15 protein-coding genes are annotated in these 17703 nt (G+C 39.5%); all 15 read right to left on the bottom strand.

Annotated elements, in window-relative coordinates; genetic code table 11:
- Positions 1 to 179: 179 nt before the first annotated feature.
- The 15 genes from rbfA to rpsB all read right to left on the bottom strand — a co-directional run bounded on the left by rbfA (position 180) and on the right by rpsB (position 17685).
- Positions 180 to 536 (bottom strand): 30S ribosome-binding factor RbfA, encoded by a 357-nt coding sequence (rbfA, locus tag FHQ08_RS05980; RefSeq protein ID WP_230913489.1) that lies wholly within the window; start codon positions 534 to 536, stop codon positions 180 to 182.
- 33 nt (positions 537 to 569) lie between these two features.
- A complete protein-coding gene (gene infB / locus FHQ08_RS05975) occupies positions 570 to 3077 on the bottom strand; it encodes a translation initiation factor IF-2 (protein ID WP_230913488.1) in 2508 nt (835 codons plus the stop codon).
- Positions 3078 to 3095: 18 nt separating this feature from the next.
- Positions 3096 to 3398: a L7Ae/L30e/S12e/Gadd45 family ribosomal protein gene (locus tag FHQ08_RS05970; protein WP_230913487.1), complete on the bottom strand. Its 303-nt coding sequence runs from the start codon at positions 3396 to 3398 to the stop codon at positions 3096 to 3098.
- Positions 3398 to 3694: an RNase P modulator RnpM gene (rnpM, locus tag FHQ08_RS05965; RefSeq protein ID WP_230913486.1), complete on the bottom strand. Its 297-nt coding sequence runs from the start codon at positions 3692 to 3694 to the stop codon at positions 3398 to 3400. Before rnpM ends, FHQ08_RS05970 begins: the two co-directional genes overlap by 1 nt.
- Before the next feature lie 10 nt (positions 3695 to 3704).
- Positions 3705 to 4862: a transcription termination factor NusA gene (nusA, locus tag FHQ08_RS05960; RefSeq protein ID WP_230913485.1), complete on the bottom strand. Its 1158-nt coding sequence runs from the start codon at positions 4860 to 4862 to the stop codon at positions 3705 to 3707.
- A 17-nt stretch (positions 4863 to 4879) separates the two neighbouring features.
- Positions 4880 to 5353 (bottom strand): ribosome maturation factor RimP, encoded by a 474-nt coding sequence (rimP, locus tag FHQ08_RS05955; RefSeq protein ID WP_230913484.1) that lies wholly within the window; start codon positions 5351 to 5353, stop codon positions 4880 to 4882.
- 143 nt (positions 5354 to 5496) lie between these two features.
- The gene (locus tag FHQ08_RS05950) at positions 5497 to 9813 is read right to left on the bottom strand and encodes a PolC-type DNA polymerase III (protein ID WP_230913483.1); all 4317 of its coding nucleotides are present in this window, start codon (positions 9811 to 9813) and stop codon (positions 5497 to 5499) included.
- Between the two features lie 41 nt (positions 9814 to 9854).
- Positions 9855 to 11576 (bottom strand): proline--tRNA ligase, encoded by a 1722-nt coding sequence (locus FHQ08_RS05945; RefSeq protein WP_230913482.1) that lies wholly within the window; start codon positions 11574 to 11576, stop codon positions 9855 to 9857.
- Between the two features lie 26 nt (positions 11577 to 11602).
- Complete coding sequence (gene rseP / locus FHQ08_RS05940; RefSeq protein WP_230913481.1) at positions 11603 to 12871, bottom strand: RIP metalloprotease RseP; 1269 nt, start codon at positions 12869 to 12871, stop codon at positions 11603 to 11605.
- 27 nt (positions 12872 to 12898) lie between these two features.
- Positions 12899 to 13687 carry a phosphatidate cytidylyltransferase gene (locus tag FHQ08_RS05935; protein WP_230913480.1) on the bottom strand — a complete coding sequence of 263 codons (789 nt, stop codon included), beginning with the start codon at positions 13685 to 13687 and terminating at the stop codon, positions 12899 to 12901.
- Between the two features lie 13 nt (positions 13688 to 13700).
- Positions 13701 to 14456 (bottom strand): isoprenyl transferase, encoded by a 756-nt coding sequence (locus tag FHQ08_RS05930; RefSeq protein WP_230913479.1) that lies wholly within the window; start codon positions 14454 to 14456, stop codon positions 13701 to 13703.
- 87 nt (positions 14457 to 14543) lie between these two features.
- Positions 14544 to 15104 (bottom strand): ribosome recycling factor, encoded by a 561-nt coding sequence (gene frr, locus FHQ08_RS05925; protein WP_230913478.1) that lies wholly within the window; start codon positions 15102 to 15104, stop codon positions 14544 to 14546.
- The gene (gene pyrH / locus FHQ08_RS05920; protein ID WP_230913477.1) at positions 15091 to 15831 is read right to left on the bottom strand and encodes a UMP kinase; all 741 of its coding nucleotides are present in this window, start codon (positions 15829 to 15831) and stop codon (positions 15091 to 15093) included. The genes frr and pyrH overlap by 14 nt, the downstream gene beginning before the upstream one ends.
- A 136-nt stretch (positions 15832 to 15967) precedes the next feature.
- Positions 15968 to 16846, bottom strand: coding sequence for a translation elongation factor Ts (gene tsf, locus FHQ08_RS05915; protein ID WP_230913476.1), 879 nt, complete (start codon positions 16844 to 16846; stop codon positions 15968 to 15970).
- Positions 16847 to 16881: 35 nt separating this feature from the next.
- The gene (gene rpsB, locus FHQ08_RS05910; RefSeq protein WP_230913475.1) at positions 16882 to 17685 is read right to left on the bottom strand and encodes a 30S ribosomal protein S2; all 804 of its coding nucleotides are present in this window, start codon (positions 17683 to 17685) and stop codon (positions 16882 to 16884) included.
- Positions 17686 to 17703: the final 18 nt, after the last annotated feature.

The following is a 17703-nucleotide window of genomic DNA, read 5'->3' as shown; positions in this document are numbered from 1 at the left end:
ACTTTGCTTTAGACTTCCTTCAGATTCCACCTCACGGTGGACACCCTTGTCCTCAACTAATAGTTCCGACTACTACGGTCTATAGTGGACTTTCACCACCAAGTTAGCGCCCATGCCGGGCGCACTAAAAAAACATCAAATCCGTTGAGCAATAGATTTGATGTTTTAATTTAAATTATTTAGTTAGATTGTTCAGATTCGTGCAGTTTTCGGATCAATTCATCAATGCGCTCACCGTACTGAACCGATTTATCTTGTAAAAATGTTAATTCTGGCACTTTAAATAATTTTATTCGTTGACCTAACTCGCTACGAATCAATCCTTTTGCTTTATCTAAGCCAGCCTGTGCCTTTTCAACGTCACTTGCTTTCTCAGAAAGAATTGAATAGTAGATTTTGCAGTGCTGTAAATCACCTGAAAGATCAACACCTGTGATCGTGACTCCAGTCACCCGGGGATCACGAATTTTCTTTAATAAAATATCGGTTACTTCACGATTGATTTGTTGTTCTACTCTGCCAATGCGATGTTTCATCAAGTAACCCTCCCGTAGATTGCGTCTTAAAAACTATTTTGCTGGTACTTCTTCCATGACATAAGCTTCAATCTCATCGTCAACTTTAATGTCATTATAGTTTTCAATCGTTAAGCCACATTCGAAGCCTTGGCGAACTTCTTTCACATCATCTTTAAATCGTTTTAACGAAGCTAACTTACCTTCGTAAATAACGATGCCATTACGAATCAACCGAATACCTGAGTCGCGAGTAATGTAACCACTATTGACATAAGCACCAGCAATCGTCCCAACTTTAGACACTTTATAAGTCTCACGTACTTGCAGATTACCAGTAACTTTTTCTTGGTAAGTTGGTTCCAACATACCCTTCATGGCGGACTCTACCTCTTCAATGGCATTGTAAATGACATTATAAAGACGAATATCAACATTATCCATATCAGCTTGGGATTTAGCATTAGCCGTTGGCCGAACATTGAAGCCAATAATAATAGCTTGACTTGCTGCCGCCAAAGTCACATCACTTTCATTGATTGCCCCAACAGCTTGGTGGATGATATTTACACGAACACCTTCGACATCAATTTTTTGTAAACTATTCGCTAACGCTTCGACAGAACCTTGAACATCACCCTTAATGATAATGTCAACTTCTTTAAGTTCGCCCTGCTTCATTGACTCAAAGAGGTTGTCCAACGTAACGTGCGTGGTATGACTACGTTCTTCTAAGAGTGCTTTCTTAGCACGTTCTTCACCAGCTGAACGTGCTGTTTTTTCATCTTCATAAACAGCAAATTTATCAGCTGCCGCTGGCACGTCATTCAACCCAGTAATTTCAACTGGTTCAGATGGCAAAGCCTCTTTTACACGTCGACCTCGATCATTTGTCATGACTCGAACGCGGCCAAAAGTATTGCCGACAACGATAGGATCTCCAACATGCAATGTCCCCTGTTGGACCAAGAGGGAAGCTACTGGGCCTTTACCCTTGTCTAAACGTGCTTCTAAAACTGTTCCGACTGCTTTTTGATCTGGATTAGCTTTCAATTCTAACATATCGGCTTCAAGAAGCACCATTTCCAATAATTCATCGATATTTTTGCCAAATTTAGCTGAAATTTCAACGAAAATTGTATCGCCGCCCCAGCTTTCAGGGATCAGACCATATTCCGTCAATTGTTCCATTACATGGTTAGGATTAGCGCCAGGTTTATCAATCTTATTAACAGCAACAATAATCGGTGCATGCGCTGCTTTAGCATGGTTGATTGCTTCAATTGTTTGTGGCATGACCCCGTCATCAGCGGCAACCACTAAAATGATGATATCTGTGACATCAGCACCACGCGCACGCATATTTGTGAAAGCAGCGTGTCCTGGCGTATCCAAGAAAGTAATCACGCGATTATTCAATTTAACCTGATAGGCACCAATGTGTTGCGTGATTCCTCCGGCTTCACCTTCGGTTACATGGGTATGACGTAATTTATCCAATAATGTTGTTTTACCATGATCAACGTGACCCATGATCGTTACAACAGGTGGGCGTGCTTCTAAGTGGTCTTGATTATGTGATTCTTCATTAAAGATACGATCCAAATCACTAATATCTTCTTCCACTTTTTCTTGCGCATCAATACCATAATCTGCTGCCAATAATTCAATGGCATCTTTGCCTAACGATTGGTTTTGATTCGTCATGACGCCTAGCATAAATAACTTTTTAACGATTTCAGCTGGCTCTCTGTGCAAGATCTTACCTAAATCTTGCGCATTCATACCTTCTGTATAGAGCAATACTTTAGGCAATGGCCGATCTTTACGTTGTGGCATTGGTTTCTTAGGTGTGTTATCTCGCCGGCGGTTTTTCTTGTTATTACGACGTCGATTACCGTATTGATTCCGATTATTATTGTTACTCCAGCCACCACGGTTATTATTGTTGCGATTGCGATTATTACTTTGATTATTGTTATTATTAGTAGTACGATTTTGTGTCCCCGAAGTAGACCCTTGTGTTCGGGTACTTTGACCTTGTGTTTGGTTGTTGCTTGGCCGCTGTGTTCTATTTACGTTACTGTGATTGTTATTCTGAGTTGTTTGTGGCCGGCCTTGTTGTCCTTGCGGTCGATTGGTATTTGACTGGTTCCGATTGTTAGAAGAATGGTTGCGTTCGTTAGATCGAGTGTTTTGCTTAGCTGAATTGCTCTGCATTCGATGATTAGCCTGCCTTGTTTGATTATTAGAGTGATGAGGTTGACTCGCGACAGATTTCTGTGAACGCGATTGTTGCTGGTTGCCATGATTTTGTTGTTCTGAATGGGCGGCGTGTTGACCATTCTTATGAGTATTATGACTTGCTATATTGGTATTATGGGGTGTTTTTGCGGCCGTATTTTGTGGTTTTAATGCCGTACGGATCTGTTGTTCTTGAGTACTGTCGATTGCCGCCATATGGTTCTTAACACTTAAACCAGCTTTTTGTGCCGCTTCAACGACTGTTTTACTCGGTAAGTTTAATTCTTTTGCAAATTCATAAATTCTTTTTTTCCCCATATCTTCACGCTCCTTATTTTACATGAGCTTCACCATACCTTTTGCAAAGCCTTTATCGGTAATCCCAAGAATCTTTCTTGGACGGCCAATTGCTTGGGTGATCTGCTCAGTTGTTAATTCGTCATGTATGGGTACATGATAAAATTCTGTTTTGTCTTTAAATTTTTTCTTGGTACTAGCACCAGTATCCTGGGCAACATAAACTAATGCTAACTTGCCATTGACAAGTGCTTGTTGAACCATTGATTCACCAGTAATAATCTTACCAGCACGCATGGCTAAACCTAACAAGTTCATTAATTTTTGTGTATTTTCATCCATTAATCATTACCGAAAAGCTCCTGCCGTGCTTTTTGATGATCAACGTATTCAAAAAGCTCATCGTAAAATGATTCCGGAATTTTAGCTTCGAAAACACGATCAATCGTTTTCTTAGCTTTGGCTGCTTTAACAGCTTCTGGATTCAAGGAAACATAGGCACCACGGCCCGGTTTCTTGCCAGTTGGATCCAAAGAAATCTCGCCTTCTTTATTTTTGACAATACGGACCATCGATTTCTTGGGTTGCATTTCTTCAGTTAAGATATCTTTACGCATAGGAATTTTACGTTTTTTCATCTTAAATCACCTATTCTGCATCATTTGAAGCTGTGTCATCAGTTGCTACGTTTTGCTCCGAAGTTGACGATTGATCTTCTACTTGTGGTTCATTTTCAGAAAGTTGGTCAGGTTCTGAAGATATCGTCGTGTCATCGACGTCGCTTTCCCGTTCAATATCAATACGATAACCGGTTAGCTTCGCAGCCAAACGTGCATTTTGACCTTTTTTACCAATTGCTAATGATAGCTGATCATCAGGCACAATTACAGTACAGTCATGATCATTCGTCGGATCAAAGCTAACCCGTAAAACTTCAGCCGGATTCAAAGCGTTCGCAATATAGTCTTGCGGCTCATCTTTGTATTCGATAATATCCATATTTTCACCATGGAGCTCATTGACAACTGCTTGTACTCGTTGTCCACGTGGGCCAACGCAAGTACCGACAGCATCAATATTAGTGTCTGTTGATCTGACAGCCATTTTAGTGCGGTCGCCTGCTTCTCGAGCAATAGAAACGATTTCTACCGTGCCATCGTAAATTTCTGGAACTTCTTGTTCAAAGAGGCGTTTAACTAAATCGGGATGTGTCCGACTGACAAACACCTGTGGCCCCTTAGTCGTATTCTCAACTTTGGTCACGTATACTTTAATACGGTCATGGGGTTGATAATCCTCATTCGGCATTTGATCTTGTCGGCCTAAAACAGCCTCAATACGGCCTAAGTTAACGTAAATAAAGCGGTTATCCCGACGTTCAACGACACCTTGCATGATCTCATTTTCATACTGACTATATTCATTATAGACAATACTACGCTCCGCTTCACGCACCCGTTGCATAATTACTTGCTTTGCAGTTTGAGCAGCAATACGGCCGAAGTCTTTGGGGGTCACTTCAAATTTTATGTGATCACCGACTTCATAGCCCTTATTCTTATTGAGTGCGTCTTTGAGACTAACTTCAAGGCGAGAATCAAAGACTTCTTCAGTTACCTCTTTGACGGCATAAACGTGAATATCACCTTTTTTTGCATCAAAGTCAACTTCAACATTTTGCGCCTGTCCGTAATTACGTTTATAAGCTGAAACCAAAGCTGCTTCTAAAGCTTCGATAACAACTTCTTTTTTTACACCTTTTTCACGCTCGAGCGCGTCTAAGGCCTCTATCATTTCTTTACTCATGACTTACCCTTCCTAAGTTAGAATTCTATTGCTAGACGGATCTTGGCAATATTATCCCGCTGGAATGTACGCTGGATCTTTCTTGTCTTATCCTTAAGCTCTAAAGTTAATTGATTTTGATCAACACTTACCAATGTGCCTTCGAATATCTTAGCATTGTGAACCTGTTGATATAATGAAATATGGACATATTCACCAATTGCGTTTTGAATATCTGTTTCAGTTTTTAGTGGTCGTTCGGCACCTGGAGATGAAACTTCCAAAAAATAAGCCTGAGGAATCGGATCTGGATCGAGTTGATCCAGTTGCTCACTGAGTTGTTCACTGACCATTGCACATTCTTCGATATCTATACCACCGGGTTTATCAATATAAACGCGTAAATACCAAGAATGACCTTCTTTGACGTATTCAATATCTACTAATTGAAACTTATGGCCGTCTAGAATCGGTTGAACGATATCAGTTACGACTTGTACTACGTCACTCAAAAAGCCACCTCCATTCGAATAATTTCATTAAAAAGAGTGAGCATCACTGCTCACTCAAACGAAAAGTATCAAAATACTTAATAAACATAACACAAATTGCTTAATTTCGCAAACTTATAGCCTTTTAGCTGTTATTTGTAAGATCAAAATAACGAGAGTTGATTTTCATCAGGTAGGTCATCTAACACATGGTTATCTGTCAAATATTGGATCAAAGACGTGGAAACGCCCCCACGATTTGCCAGGTCTTCTTTGGATAGAAACGGTTGTTCTTCTCGAGCAGATACGATTTTTTTAGCCACATTATCACCTAAACTTGGCACGGCATTGAAAGGTGCTAACAATGTATGATCATCTAAAATAATAAAATCTTGAGCATCAGATTTATTGATATCAACCATTTTAATTTGGATGTCACGTTCTAAACATTCATTTGCAATCTCTAGAACAGTCAGCAGATTTTTCTCTTTTTGAGAAGCATCTAACCCTTTGTCGTTAATTTCTTTCATGCGTGCTTTAACAGCTTCTTTTCCCGAAGACATCGCTACTAGATCATAGTCATCAGCACGAACCGATAGATAAGCACAGTAATAAACGATCGGGAAATATACTTTGAAGTAAGCAATTCTTAACGCCATGAGGATATACGCTGTTGCGTGCGCTTTAGGGAACATATACTTAATTTTTAAACATGAATCGATATACCAAGCGGGTACATTAGGATTTGCGCGCATTGCTGTTTGCCAATCATCTGGAATCCCGCGACCCTTACGGACATGTTCCATGATTTGGAAGGCCATTTGTGAGTCCATACCCCAGTGAATCAAGTCCATCATGATATTGTCCCGACAGCCAATAACTTCTTTTAAAGTGACAACACCTTTATTAATGAGTTCCTCAGCATTGCCGAGCCAAACATCCGTTCCGTGAGATAGGCCAGAAATTTGTAACAACTCGGCAAATGTTGTGGGATGAGTCTCTTCTAACATACCACGAACAAACCGAGTGCCAAACTCAGGAATCCCTAAAGTTCCAGTTTTAGACTGAATCTGTTCTGGCGTAACTCCGAGAATATCTGGATTTGAAAACAGGGACATAACCCCCGGATCATCCGTCGGAATTGATTTAGGTTCCACACCTGATAAATCTTGTAACATACGGATCATGGTTGGATCGTCATGACCAAGAATATCTAGCTTCAAAATATTATCATGGATAGAATGGAAATCAAAGTGAGTGGTTTTCCAAGCTGCGTTCTGGTCATCGGCTGGATATTGAATCGGTGTGAAATCATAGATATCCATGTAATCAGGTACAACGATAATTCCAGCCGGATGTTGACCCGTTGTCCGTTTGACACCCGTTGCACCTAATGCCAAGCGTTCGATTTCTGCATTTCGAAAGTTTTGTTCGGTTTCTTCTTCATAATGTTTCACGTAACCAAATGCTGTTTTATCTGCAACAGTGCCAATAGTCCCAGCACGAAAAACATGATCTTCCCCAAATAATACTTTCGTATAATTGTGAGCAACTGGTTGGTAGTCGCCGGAAAAATTTAGATCAATATCTGGCACTTTATCACCTTTGAAACCCAGAAAAGTTTCAAAAGGAATATCGTGCCCATCTTTAATAAGTTCTGCACCACAATTGGGGCACTTTTTGTCAGGCAAATCAAATCCTGAACCAACTTCCCCTTTTGTATAAAACTCACTATATTTACAGTTAGGACAACGGTAATGTGGTGGTAATGGATTGACCTCAGTGATCCCAGTCATTGTCGCAACTAAACTTGAGCCTACTGATCCACGGGAACCAACCAAATAACCATCTTTGTTAGATTTGTATACCAATTTCTGAGAAATTAAATAAATAACCGAGAATCCATTCCCAATCACACTGTTCAATTCTTTTTGCAGCCGTGCTTCCACAATCTCTGGTAATGGTTCGCCATAAAGCTCATGTGCTTTATTCATGGATAGAGAACGTATTTCGTCTTCTGCCCCGGGCATTTTAGGTGTATACAATTTATCTTTGACCGGCGTAATAGCCTCATCGACTAAATCAACAATTTTATGTGTATTGGTGATCACAATTTTTTTAGCCGTGGCCTCATCTAGAAAACTGAATGCCTCTAACATCTCTTCTGTGGTGCGAAAATGAACGTCAGGTAGTTGTTGTCGAGCCAAGGGACTGCCCTTTAGTGATTTGATTAGAATTTCGCGATAGATGTGATCTTCTTTATTCAAATAATGAACATCGCCAGTAGCAACAACCGGTTTATCCAATTCTTGACCGATCTTGATGATGTTTTGAATGATATCTTCGAGAGCGGCATTGTCTTTAATAAGTTCACGATCTAGTAACGGTTGATAAACGGCTTTGGGCATGACTTCTAAGTAATCATAGTACTTAGCGAGTTCAAGAGCTTCATTGTGTCCCTTTTGCATCATCGCCGTAAAGACTTCACCTGAATCACATCCAGAACCAACTAGTAAGCCCGCTCGATATTTGTTTAGTAAACTTCGGGGAACACGCGGTTCACGATAAAAATAATGAACCATGGATTCAGAAACAATTTTGAACATGTTTTTGAGACCAGCCTGCGTTTGAGCAATCAAAACCGCATGGTGAGGTCTTGATTGTTTATAAGCATCGGCACCACCAACGTGATCGTTTAATTGCTGAACGTTCGTCGTTTGATAACGTTTCTCCATTTGCTCTAGTAATTTATACATCAAATAACCTGTCGTTTCCGCATCTGAATTTGCCCGGTGATGATGTTCTAAAACAATGTGATATTTTTTAGCTAAACTATCTAGTTTGTGGTTTTTATATTCGGGATGTAACAATCGGGAAACCTCGAGGGTATCAATGACAGGAGCCGTAACTAATTCAAAGCCGTTACGTTCGTATGCGGCATTTAAGAAACCAATATCAAAAGTAACGTTATGGCCTGCTAAAATAGCATCACCACAAAATTCGCGGAAAAGGGCCATCACTTCAGCTTCGGATTTAGAACCTCTGACCATATCATCTGTAATACTCGTTAATTCGGTTGTCAAACGAGACAATGGATGACCTGGGTCGATAAATTCATCAAAGGATGCCAACACTTCATTGTCTTTCATTTTGACCGCCGCTAATTCAATAATTGAATCGTAAACTGCTGACAGACCGGTTGTTTCCACGTCAAAAATAACATATTCAGAATCTATTAATGTCTGATCACGTAAATTAAAAGCGAGCGGCTTACCATCATCGACCAAGTTGATTTCGACACCATACAACATTTTGAGTTCATTCTTGGCACCCGCACTGTGTGCATCAGGAAAGGCTTGCAATCCAAAATGATCCGTGACTGCTAATGCCGTATGACCCCAAGCTTTGGCTTGCGCTGCATAATCAGAAATTGAATTAGTAGCATCCATCATACTCATATTTGTATGCAGATGTAGTTCAACACGCTTTTCACCCTCATAATTGTCTTGTCGCGGTTCATGATGGTAAATATTAATGTCGGTCGCATTAATTGTTAGATCACGCATATAAGTATCTTCTTGTACAGAACCTTTAACAATGACCCACATACCCTTTTGAAATTCATCAAAGACACTCTCATCGTCAGTATCACGTGAGAAGCGTTTGATGACAAAAGAAGAAGAATAATCAGTTACTTTCAACGTTAATAATTTACGTCCGGAACGTAAATCACGGACTTCGCAGTTGAAGACGTAGCCTTCTACAACGACACTGCGTTCTTCTTCCGTGATATCAGCCATTCGTAGAACTGGCAAATCTGCTTTGATTTTGCGACCCAACAAAACATCTTTGTCTGCGCGGCTAGTTCGTTTAGGTGCTTTTGCTTTTTGCTCAGCAGCGGTTTTGGCAGAGGCTTGAATCTTTTGCTTTGTTTCTGCTTGTCGTTGTTTAAAGGCAGCAATTTTTTCTTGAGAGGCACTTTGATCAATTGTTGCCGTAATATTAAACTTTTCAAATCCCAAGTCATCGTATGTCGTTTCAACCGGTCCAAGTGCACCTTTGACTAAGTATTCCTTAATAATTTCATTTTCAACTTGTAAAATAATACGTCGATCTGAAACAACTGGCAGTTTACTATCACAGATCTGTTTTAATAACTGTGAATTCAAGTCACTATGTGTCAATACGTAGGGCCAGTATGCACGTAATACATGTTGGTCAAAACTGGATGTTCGTGTTTGAATGTGAAATTTGATTTTTGCAATATTTTCAAAGGCGTGTATTAATAATTGTTGAAATACTTCAAAGTCTTCGAAATCTAAAATTTTTGGAAATGCAAAAAAGAACTCCCACTGATTTGATTTTTCATGAACGACCACTTTTTCGATCGTTCCAGCCTTAAAATCAGGTTTTTCTTGCAAATCAGTTGGTAGTTCAATTTGCGCCAACAATTTTTCGAAGAGTTCATTTTTATCAGACATTCAAGATCTCCTCATTCATTGAAAGCAGCTAAAATCTATTATCATTGATTATCGTCGTCAATTTGTTTTAGTAATATACCTAAGACATTTACTAATTCGTCTTTTTTAACTTCGATCGTTTCTTCAGTTTTTCGAATTTTGACTTCAACGATGCCATCATCCGCTTTTTTACCGACCGTAATACGAATTGGCAAGCCAATCAAGTCTGCATCAGCAAACTTAACTCCGGCGCGTTCTTTACGGTCGTCTAAAAGAATGGAGTAACCTTCGTTCTCGAGATTTGTTTCAATTTGTGTTGCTAAAGTCATTTGTGTTTCAGACTTAACGTTTACAGGAACAATATGCACATCATATGGTGCAATATCCCGTGGCCAAACCATACCACTCTCATCGGAATGCTGTTCGACAATTGCTGATAATAAGCGGGAAACGCCAATACCATAAGAACCCATAATAATCGGCTGTGATCGGCCATTTTCATCTAAAAATTCAGCATGCATCATTTTGGAATAACGTGTCCCTAATTTGAAGATATGACCAATTTCAATGCCACGATCAAAGTGTAGAATACCGGCACCATCAGGTGAGGGTTCCCCTTCCTTAACGAAACGAATATCATGATAAAGATCAATATCCAAATCACGATCTGGTAAAACGTTCGTATAGTGATAGCCATCTTTATTAGCCCCTGTCACTGCATTGACCATTCCTTGAATCGTTAAATCAGCAACTACTTTGACACCTTCAGGAACCTTTAATGGACCTATCGCACCAACATGCGCATGGAAAATATTTTGAACTTCTTCTGGTGTAGCCATTCTTAAGAAATCGGCCTGTAACAAGTTCTTTAGCTTTGTATCATTGATCTCATAATCGCCCCGGACAATTGCCAGAACAGGCTGGTCATCTGCTAGAAACAAGACACTTTTAATAAGCTGTGTTCGTGCCACATTTAAAAAATTAGCAACTTCATCGATTGTCTTTGCATTGTCCGTAGGTACTTGTGTTAATTCATTGGCTACTTCATCAGAAATTGCCTGCGTTGGTTTACTAGTAGCCATTTCCAAATTAGCCGCATAAGAACTCCCATCTGACCAAACAACCGTATCTTCACCAATTGGTGCGATGGCAGAAAACTCCTTAGAGTCTTTGCCACCCATTGCACCTGCATCACCAATAATTGTTTTAAAATTAAGCTTGATGCGTTGGAAAACGTTGTGGTAAGCGACTTCCATTTGATCGTAAATTTTATCTAGGTCACCTTCTGTTGCACTGAAAGAGTATGCATCTTTCATGATAAATTCACGTACACGCAGTAAGCCATATCGTGGTCGATCTTCATCACGGAATTTGGTTTGGATCTGATAAAGAACAAAAGGCAGTTTTTTATAAGAACGAACTTCATTACGAACAAGATCCGTAAAGGTTTCTTCATGGGTTGGTCCTAAAATAAAATCACGATCATGGCGATCTTTTAGTTTAAATAGGTTTTCACCATAAGTATCGTAACGGCCAGATTCACGCCAAAGATCAGCCGGAATCAAATTTGGCATTTTCATTTCAACAGCATCAATTTTAGCCATTTCTTCACGAATAATTGTTTCAATTTTTTCCAGTACTCGATAAGCCAAAGGCAGATAAGCATAGACACCAGCCGAAACTTGACGAATGTATCCGGCACGAAGCATTAATTGATGACTTTTTGCCTCCGCGCTGCTTGGTACCTCCTTCAATGTTGGTATAAATACTCTTGATTGTTTCATTTCCTTTTATCCCCTTTGATTTGAATTTAACGCTGGAAAATTCTTTGAAAATCATTGAAGGTAACCGCAACCATTAGTAGTACTAAAATTCCTGCACCAATTAATGTGACAATGGCTTCCTTCTCTTGTGGAATTGGTTTTCCTCGAATGCCTTCAATAATATTTAAAATCAATTTACCGCCGTCTAATGCTGGAATTGGAATTAAGTTGATAATTCCCAAGTTCACTGAAAGATAGGCCAAGAAGTATAAAATACTAGCGAATCCATTTGCTGCAAATTGTGACGTCATAGTATAAATACCGACCGGACCAGCCAGTTGATTCAATGAAAAGTGCCCAGTGAGCATTTTGCCAAGAACTTGAAATATTTGGGAACTAATGCCGACAAAACCTGTCCAGCCATACGAAACTTTAGCACCGACACTCGTATCAACCGGCTGTCCAATACCTATCTGGCCTACCTTTTTTTTATTTACGGTTACAGTTTTAGGTGTGATTTGGATGTTTTGTCGATGACCATTACGGTTGATCATCACAGCTGTAACTTTGTTAGCTCGCTTTGAAATCAAAGTTGAAGCCTCAGTAAAACTTTTAACTTGGTGTCCTTGTATTTTTTCGATTATATCGCCAGTTTCAACATTTGCTTTAGCAGCTGGGGAATTAGGCACAATTTGCCCAACAACATTGGCGTTTGAAGGCACACCGCCACGAACAAAAGCAAATAAAATAAATACTAAAATAGCGAAAATAAAGTTATTCATTGGACCGGCAAAATTCGTAATCATCCGTTTAGGAATACTAGCAGACTGAAATTGAACATCGATAGGTGCAATTTGAACCTCAGTACCATCTTTTTCAATGATTGTGGCATCATGATTTACAGCAAAATGCTTGAGTTCAGATTCATCACCATTTTCGTATCCTTCAACGTAAAGCTCATGCTCTAAGTCGGTTTTACTGATTTGAAAAGGGATGCCATCGGTCGAGACAATCTTATCACTAGTATTAATGGTCTGCACTTTGTGGTTCGCGTCGAAAATCAACGTTGCCATTGTACCCGCATCAAGTTCAGCTTCATCATCAGCGGCGCCTGCCATTCGGACATAGCCACCAAGTGGTAACCAACGGATCGTGTAGGTTGTGCCGTTTTTGCGGGTTGCGAATAATTTTGGGCCCATACCAATCGAAAATTCACGAACAAGAATACCAGATTTACGTGCAAAATAATAGTGTCCAAATTCATGTACAAGAACCAGCAAGCCAAAGATGATAATAAATATGATAATTGTTTTCAAAAACTTGTCCTCCTGCTAATTCTCAATTTAGAAAAAACCGAAAAAGTGTAGCATGGGTAATACGACTAAGAGTGAGTCAAAGCGGTCAAGAATACCCCCATGTCCGGGCAAAATTTTACCGGAATCTTTAACGCCATAATAGCGTTTATACGCAGATTCAATTAAATCGCCTAATTGACCAAAAATTGAAAAGACCAAGGCAATCGCCATCATCGTTAGAACGCTGTAAATTTGAGGGAAAAACTGCAGATAGATCAAGGCAACCACTAAGGCCAAAAGTGTGCCACCAATTGAACCCTCCCAAGTTTTGTTTGGTGAAATTGCCGGCCATAATTTATGTTTCCCAAATTTTCGTCCAAATAAATAGGCACCCGTATCTGTCGACCAAACAATTAGGAGAAATAAGAACAGAGTGTCTAGGCCAGCTTCATTACGAACGGATGCCAACGCATGAAAACCCATACCAACATATAAAGTGGCTAAAGTATTGACGCTCATATCATCGAAATTAGTACGATTTTTTGAGAAAACAGTAATCAATAGTAGCACCAGTGTAAGTAAAAAGAAAATATCTAGTTGAGAAATTGTAGCTGGCAACCAGTTAAAATAACGCTTAGGAAATACTAAAGCAATTACCGCCACCGTTGAAATGACAAAATCGGGAGAAACGATAATTCTTTTTTGCATAATATAAAACTCTGATAAACCAATAACAGCAAGTACAGCCGCCGCTATTTCGATCCATACCCCACCAGCAACTAAAATTGGAATAAAAATTGCCAGGGCAATGACTGCAGTGATAATACGTTGACGCAAAATAGTTCAACTCCTACTTTTCAACAAGTCCGCCATAACGGCGATGTCGCTTTTGGTACTCATTAATAGCTCGATTCAATGATGTAGCATCAAAATCAGGCCAATATTCATCGGTAAAAACCATCTCACTATATGCCAGCTGCCATAGCAAAAAATTAGAGAGTCGCTCTTCACCACTGGTGCGAATTAACAAATCAGGATCAGCCAACTCAGATAAGTTGTGTGTCATTAAATGGCTTTGTAATGTTGCCTCTGTAATTTGATCGACATCAAGTTCACCTTGCTTCACAGATAATGCGATTGCTTTGGCTGCTTGAACGATTTCTCGTCGGCTACCATAATTAAGTGCAAAATTGAGAATTAAACCGGTATTATTTTTCGTTTGTTCTTGAGCGCGAGTGACAGCATTTAAAGTATAACTCGGTAGCTCGTCGGTAAATCCCATTACTTGAACTTTAACATTTTCGGCAATCAAATCCGGCATAAACTGATCAAAAAAGTTGACTGGCAGATGCATTAAATAATCAACCTCATCCGTAGGTCGTTTCCAGTTCTCGGTGGAAAAGGCATAAAGTGTTAATACTTTGACACCAATTTTATTGGCATAACTCGTGATTTTTTTGACATTGTTCATGCCAGCCTTATGTCCAGCAATTCTCGGAAGCAGGCGTTTCTTCGCCCATCGACCGTTGCCATCCATAATAATGGCAATATGTTTGGGAATATTACCGTGGCTAATATTTTGATTGTCGTTGTTTTTTGTTGACATGTGTAGCCCCCATTAAAATAGGTTTCAAAAAATAAAGAATGGTCAAAAACATAGACGTTTGTAACCATTCTAGCAAAGTATTAGCATTTAACCTTCAGTAATTTCTTTTTCTTTGGCAGCAGCTAAGTCATTAACACCAGCAACGGCTTCATCAGTGATCTTTTGAACATCTTTTTCGAATCGATGTAGCTCATCTTCAGTAATATCACTATTCTTCTCTTGCTTTTTGAGATCTTCCATAGCATCTCGGCGGACATTACGAATTGCAATGCGTGCATTCTCGGCTTGTTTACCAACTTCTTTAGCGATTTCTTTCCGCCGTTCACCAGTAAGTTGCGGAATAACTAAGCGAACTACATTACCATCATTAGCCGGTGTTAAACCAAGATCTGATGCAAGTAGTGCCTTTTCAATATTATCTAAAGCTGTTTTATCATAAGGCGTAATCTGCAACACCCTGGGTTCTGGAATAGAAATTGCCGCCATTTGATTTAAAGGTGTCGGTGCGCCGTAATAATCCACATTGATCCGGCTTAGCAAACTTGCATTTGCACGCCCAGCACGAATGTTCCCAAGTTCACGACTAAGCACTTCCTGAGCTTTTTTCATATGATTTTTCGCTGTATCAATGATGTTATTTTGAGCCATTCAGTTTACCCCCTTGAATTGTTGTGCCAATTTTTTCGCCTTGAACAACACGTTTAATATTACCTGGTTCATTCATGTTGAAAACGACCAGTGGAATATCCGTGTCCATTGATAATGAGCTAGCAGTAGAATCCATAACTTTTAAATTTTTATTAATAATATCAAGTTGTGTCAATTCATCATACTTCTTAGCATCTGGATTTGTTTTTGGATCCGCGGAATAAACACCATCGACATTATTTTTGGCCATCAAAATAACATCAGCATCGATTTCAGCAGCCCGCAAAGCTGCCGTAGTGTCCGTTGAAAAATAAGGGTTCCCTGTGCCACCAGCGAAAATAACAACACGTCCCTTTTCTAAGTGACGGATTGCTTTGCGCCGAATATAAGGTTCGGCAATTTGACGCATTTCAATAGAAGTCTGGACACGTGTTGGCACATCTTCATGCTCCAAGCTATCCTGTAAAGCTAAGGCATTCATTACAGTAGCTAACATCCCCATGTAATCAGCCTGTGATCTTTCCATACCAAGTTCAGCCCCTGTTTCGCCACGCCAGATATTACCACCGCCACAAACAATGGCAACTTGAACACCCAAAGCTGTAACTTCCTTAAGCTGATCTGCCAATTTTGAGATAATTGGTGGCTTGATACCAAAACCGTCAGTACCAGCTAAAGCTTCACCACTTACTTTTAAAACAATACGTTTATATTTAATGTCAGACATGTGTTACCTCCGATAATTTGCTAAAGTATATTCTATCATAAAATACTGTTGAAACCGAAACAATATCCATATAAATATTTTTTATTGAAAAACTGCCTAAAAAAAATAGCCAGGTCACCCCAGCTATTCTTGCATACTAGTCTTTAATTTGACTCATAACTTCATCAACAAAGTTATCTTCGCGTTTTTCGATACCTTCACCGACTTCAAAACGTGCAAAGGAAACTAACTTTCCACCCTTACTTGCAACATATTGAGCTACGGTTTGATCTGGGTCTTTCACAAATTCTTGATCAGCTAAACTAATTTCAGATAAGAACTTGTTTAATCGGCCTTCAACAATCTTAGGAACAATTTTTTCAGGCTTACCTTCATTTTTGGTTTCTTCGGTGAGTACTTCTTTTTCGTGATTAAGCACATCACTTGGGACATCATCACGAGTTACATACTGTGGATTGATTGCAGCTACATGCATAGCGACATCTTTAGCAGTTGTTTCGTCGGCACCTTCTAAAGTAACTAAAACAGCAATCTGACCACCATTGTGGAGATATTTACCAAATACTTGGCTATCAGTTTTTTCAACAATTTTGAAACGACGAAAACTAATCTTTTCACCAATTACGGCTGTTAAGTTAGTAACTTCGCTTTCAATTGTACCATCGTTTAATGGTAGTTTGAGCGCAGCAGCCATATCAGCTGGTTGTTTTTCAGCAACAGCTGCAGCAATTTTTTCAACCAAAGAAGTGAAATCGCTATTAGATGCTACGAAATCTGTTTCTGAATTAACTTCAACTAAAGCTGCGTGATTACCTTTGAAGGCAATTTCTGCTAAGCCTTCAGCCGCGATACGGTCACTCTTCTTGGCTGCTTTCGCAATCCCCTTTTCGCGTAATTCATCAATGGCTTTGGCCATGTCACCATCTGTAGCAACCAAAGCTTTTTTAGCATCCATCATGCCGACACCAGTTTTTTCACGCAATTCTTTAACTTGCGCCGCGGAAATTTTTGCCATGATTTGGCCTCCTTGATCAGTTAAAATTTAATTAATTATTTTTTACTTTCGTCGTTGTTACCTTCAACTGCTTCAACAATATCTTCCATTGAGTCAGCTGAAGTTGTATTATCTGATGCAGCTAATTGTTCAGCATCAGCGGCGTCGCCTTCATCTTCACCTTGACGGCCCTCAACGATAGCATCAGCCATTTTAGATGTGATCAAACGAACAGCACGAATAGCGTCGTCATTTGATGGAATAATAACATCAATATCATCTGGATCTGTGTTCGTGTCAACCATAGCGACGATTGGAATATTTAATTTTTGTGCTTCTTTAACAGCAATCCGTTCTTTACGTGGATCGACGATAAAGATAACGTCAGGAATACCAGGCATATCTTCAATACCGCCCAAGAAACGTTCTAATTTTTCACGTTCCTTGTTTAATAAAGAAACTTCTTTTTTAGGTAAACGATCAAATGTACCATCTTCAGCCATTTCCTTAATGTGTTTCAAGTATTTGATTCGCTTTTGAATTGTATCCCAGTTTGTTAATGTGCCACCTAACCAACGATGATTCACATAGTATTGACCAGCACGTGTTGCTTCTTCAGCAATGGAATCTTGAGCTTGCTTTTTAGTCCCTACAAATAAAAATGTGGCACCCTTGCTTGCTTCATCTTTGACAAAGTTGTAAGCGTCATCAATCATCTTAACCGTTTTTTGCAAATCAATGATATAGATACCATTTCTTTCGGTAAAGATGTATTTCTTCATCTTAGGATTCCAGCGACGTGTTTGATGTCCAAAATGAACACCAGCTTCTAACAATTGCTTCATTGACAATACTGCCATAATAAAACTACCTCCAAA

It is taken from the genome of Agrilactobacillus fermenti, assembly GCF_021030645.1.
Classification (GTDB): domain Bacteria; phylum Bacillota; class Bacilli; order Lactobacillales; family Lactobacillaceae; genus Agrilactobacillus; species Agrilactobacillus fermenti.
This window is presented reverse-complemented; position numbering and strand designations above follow the sequence as displayed.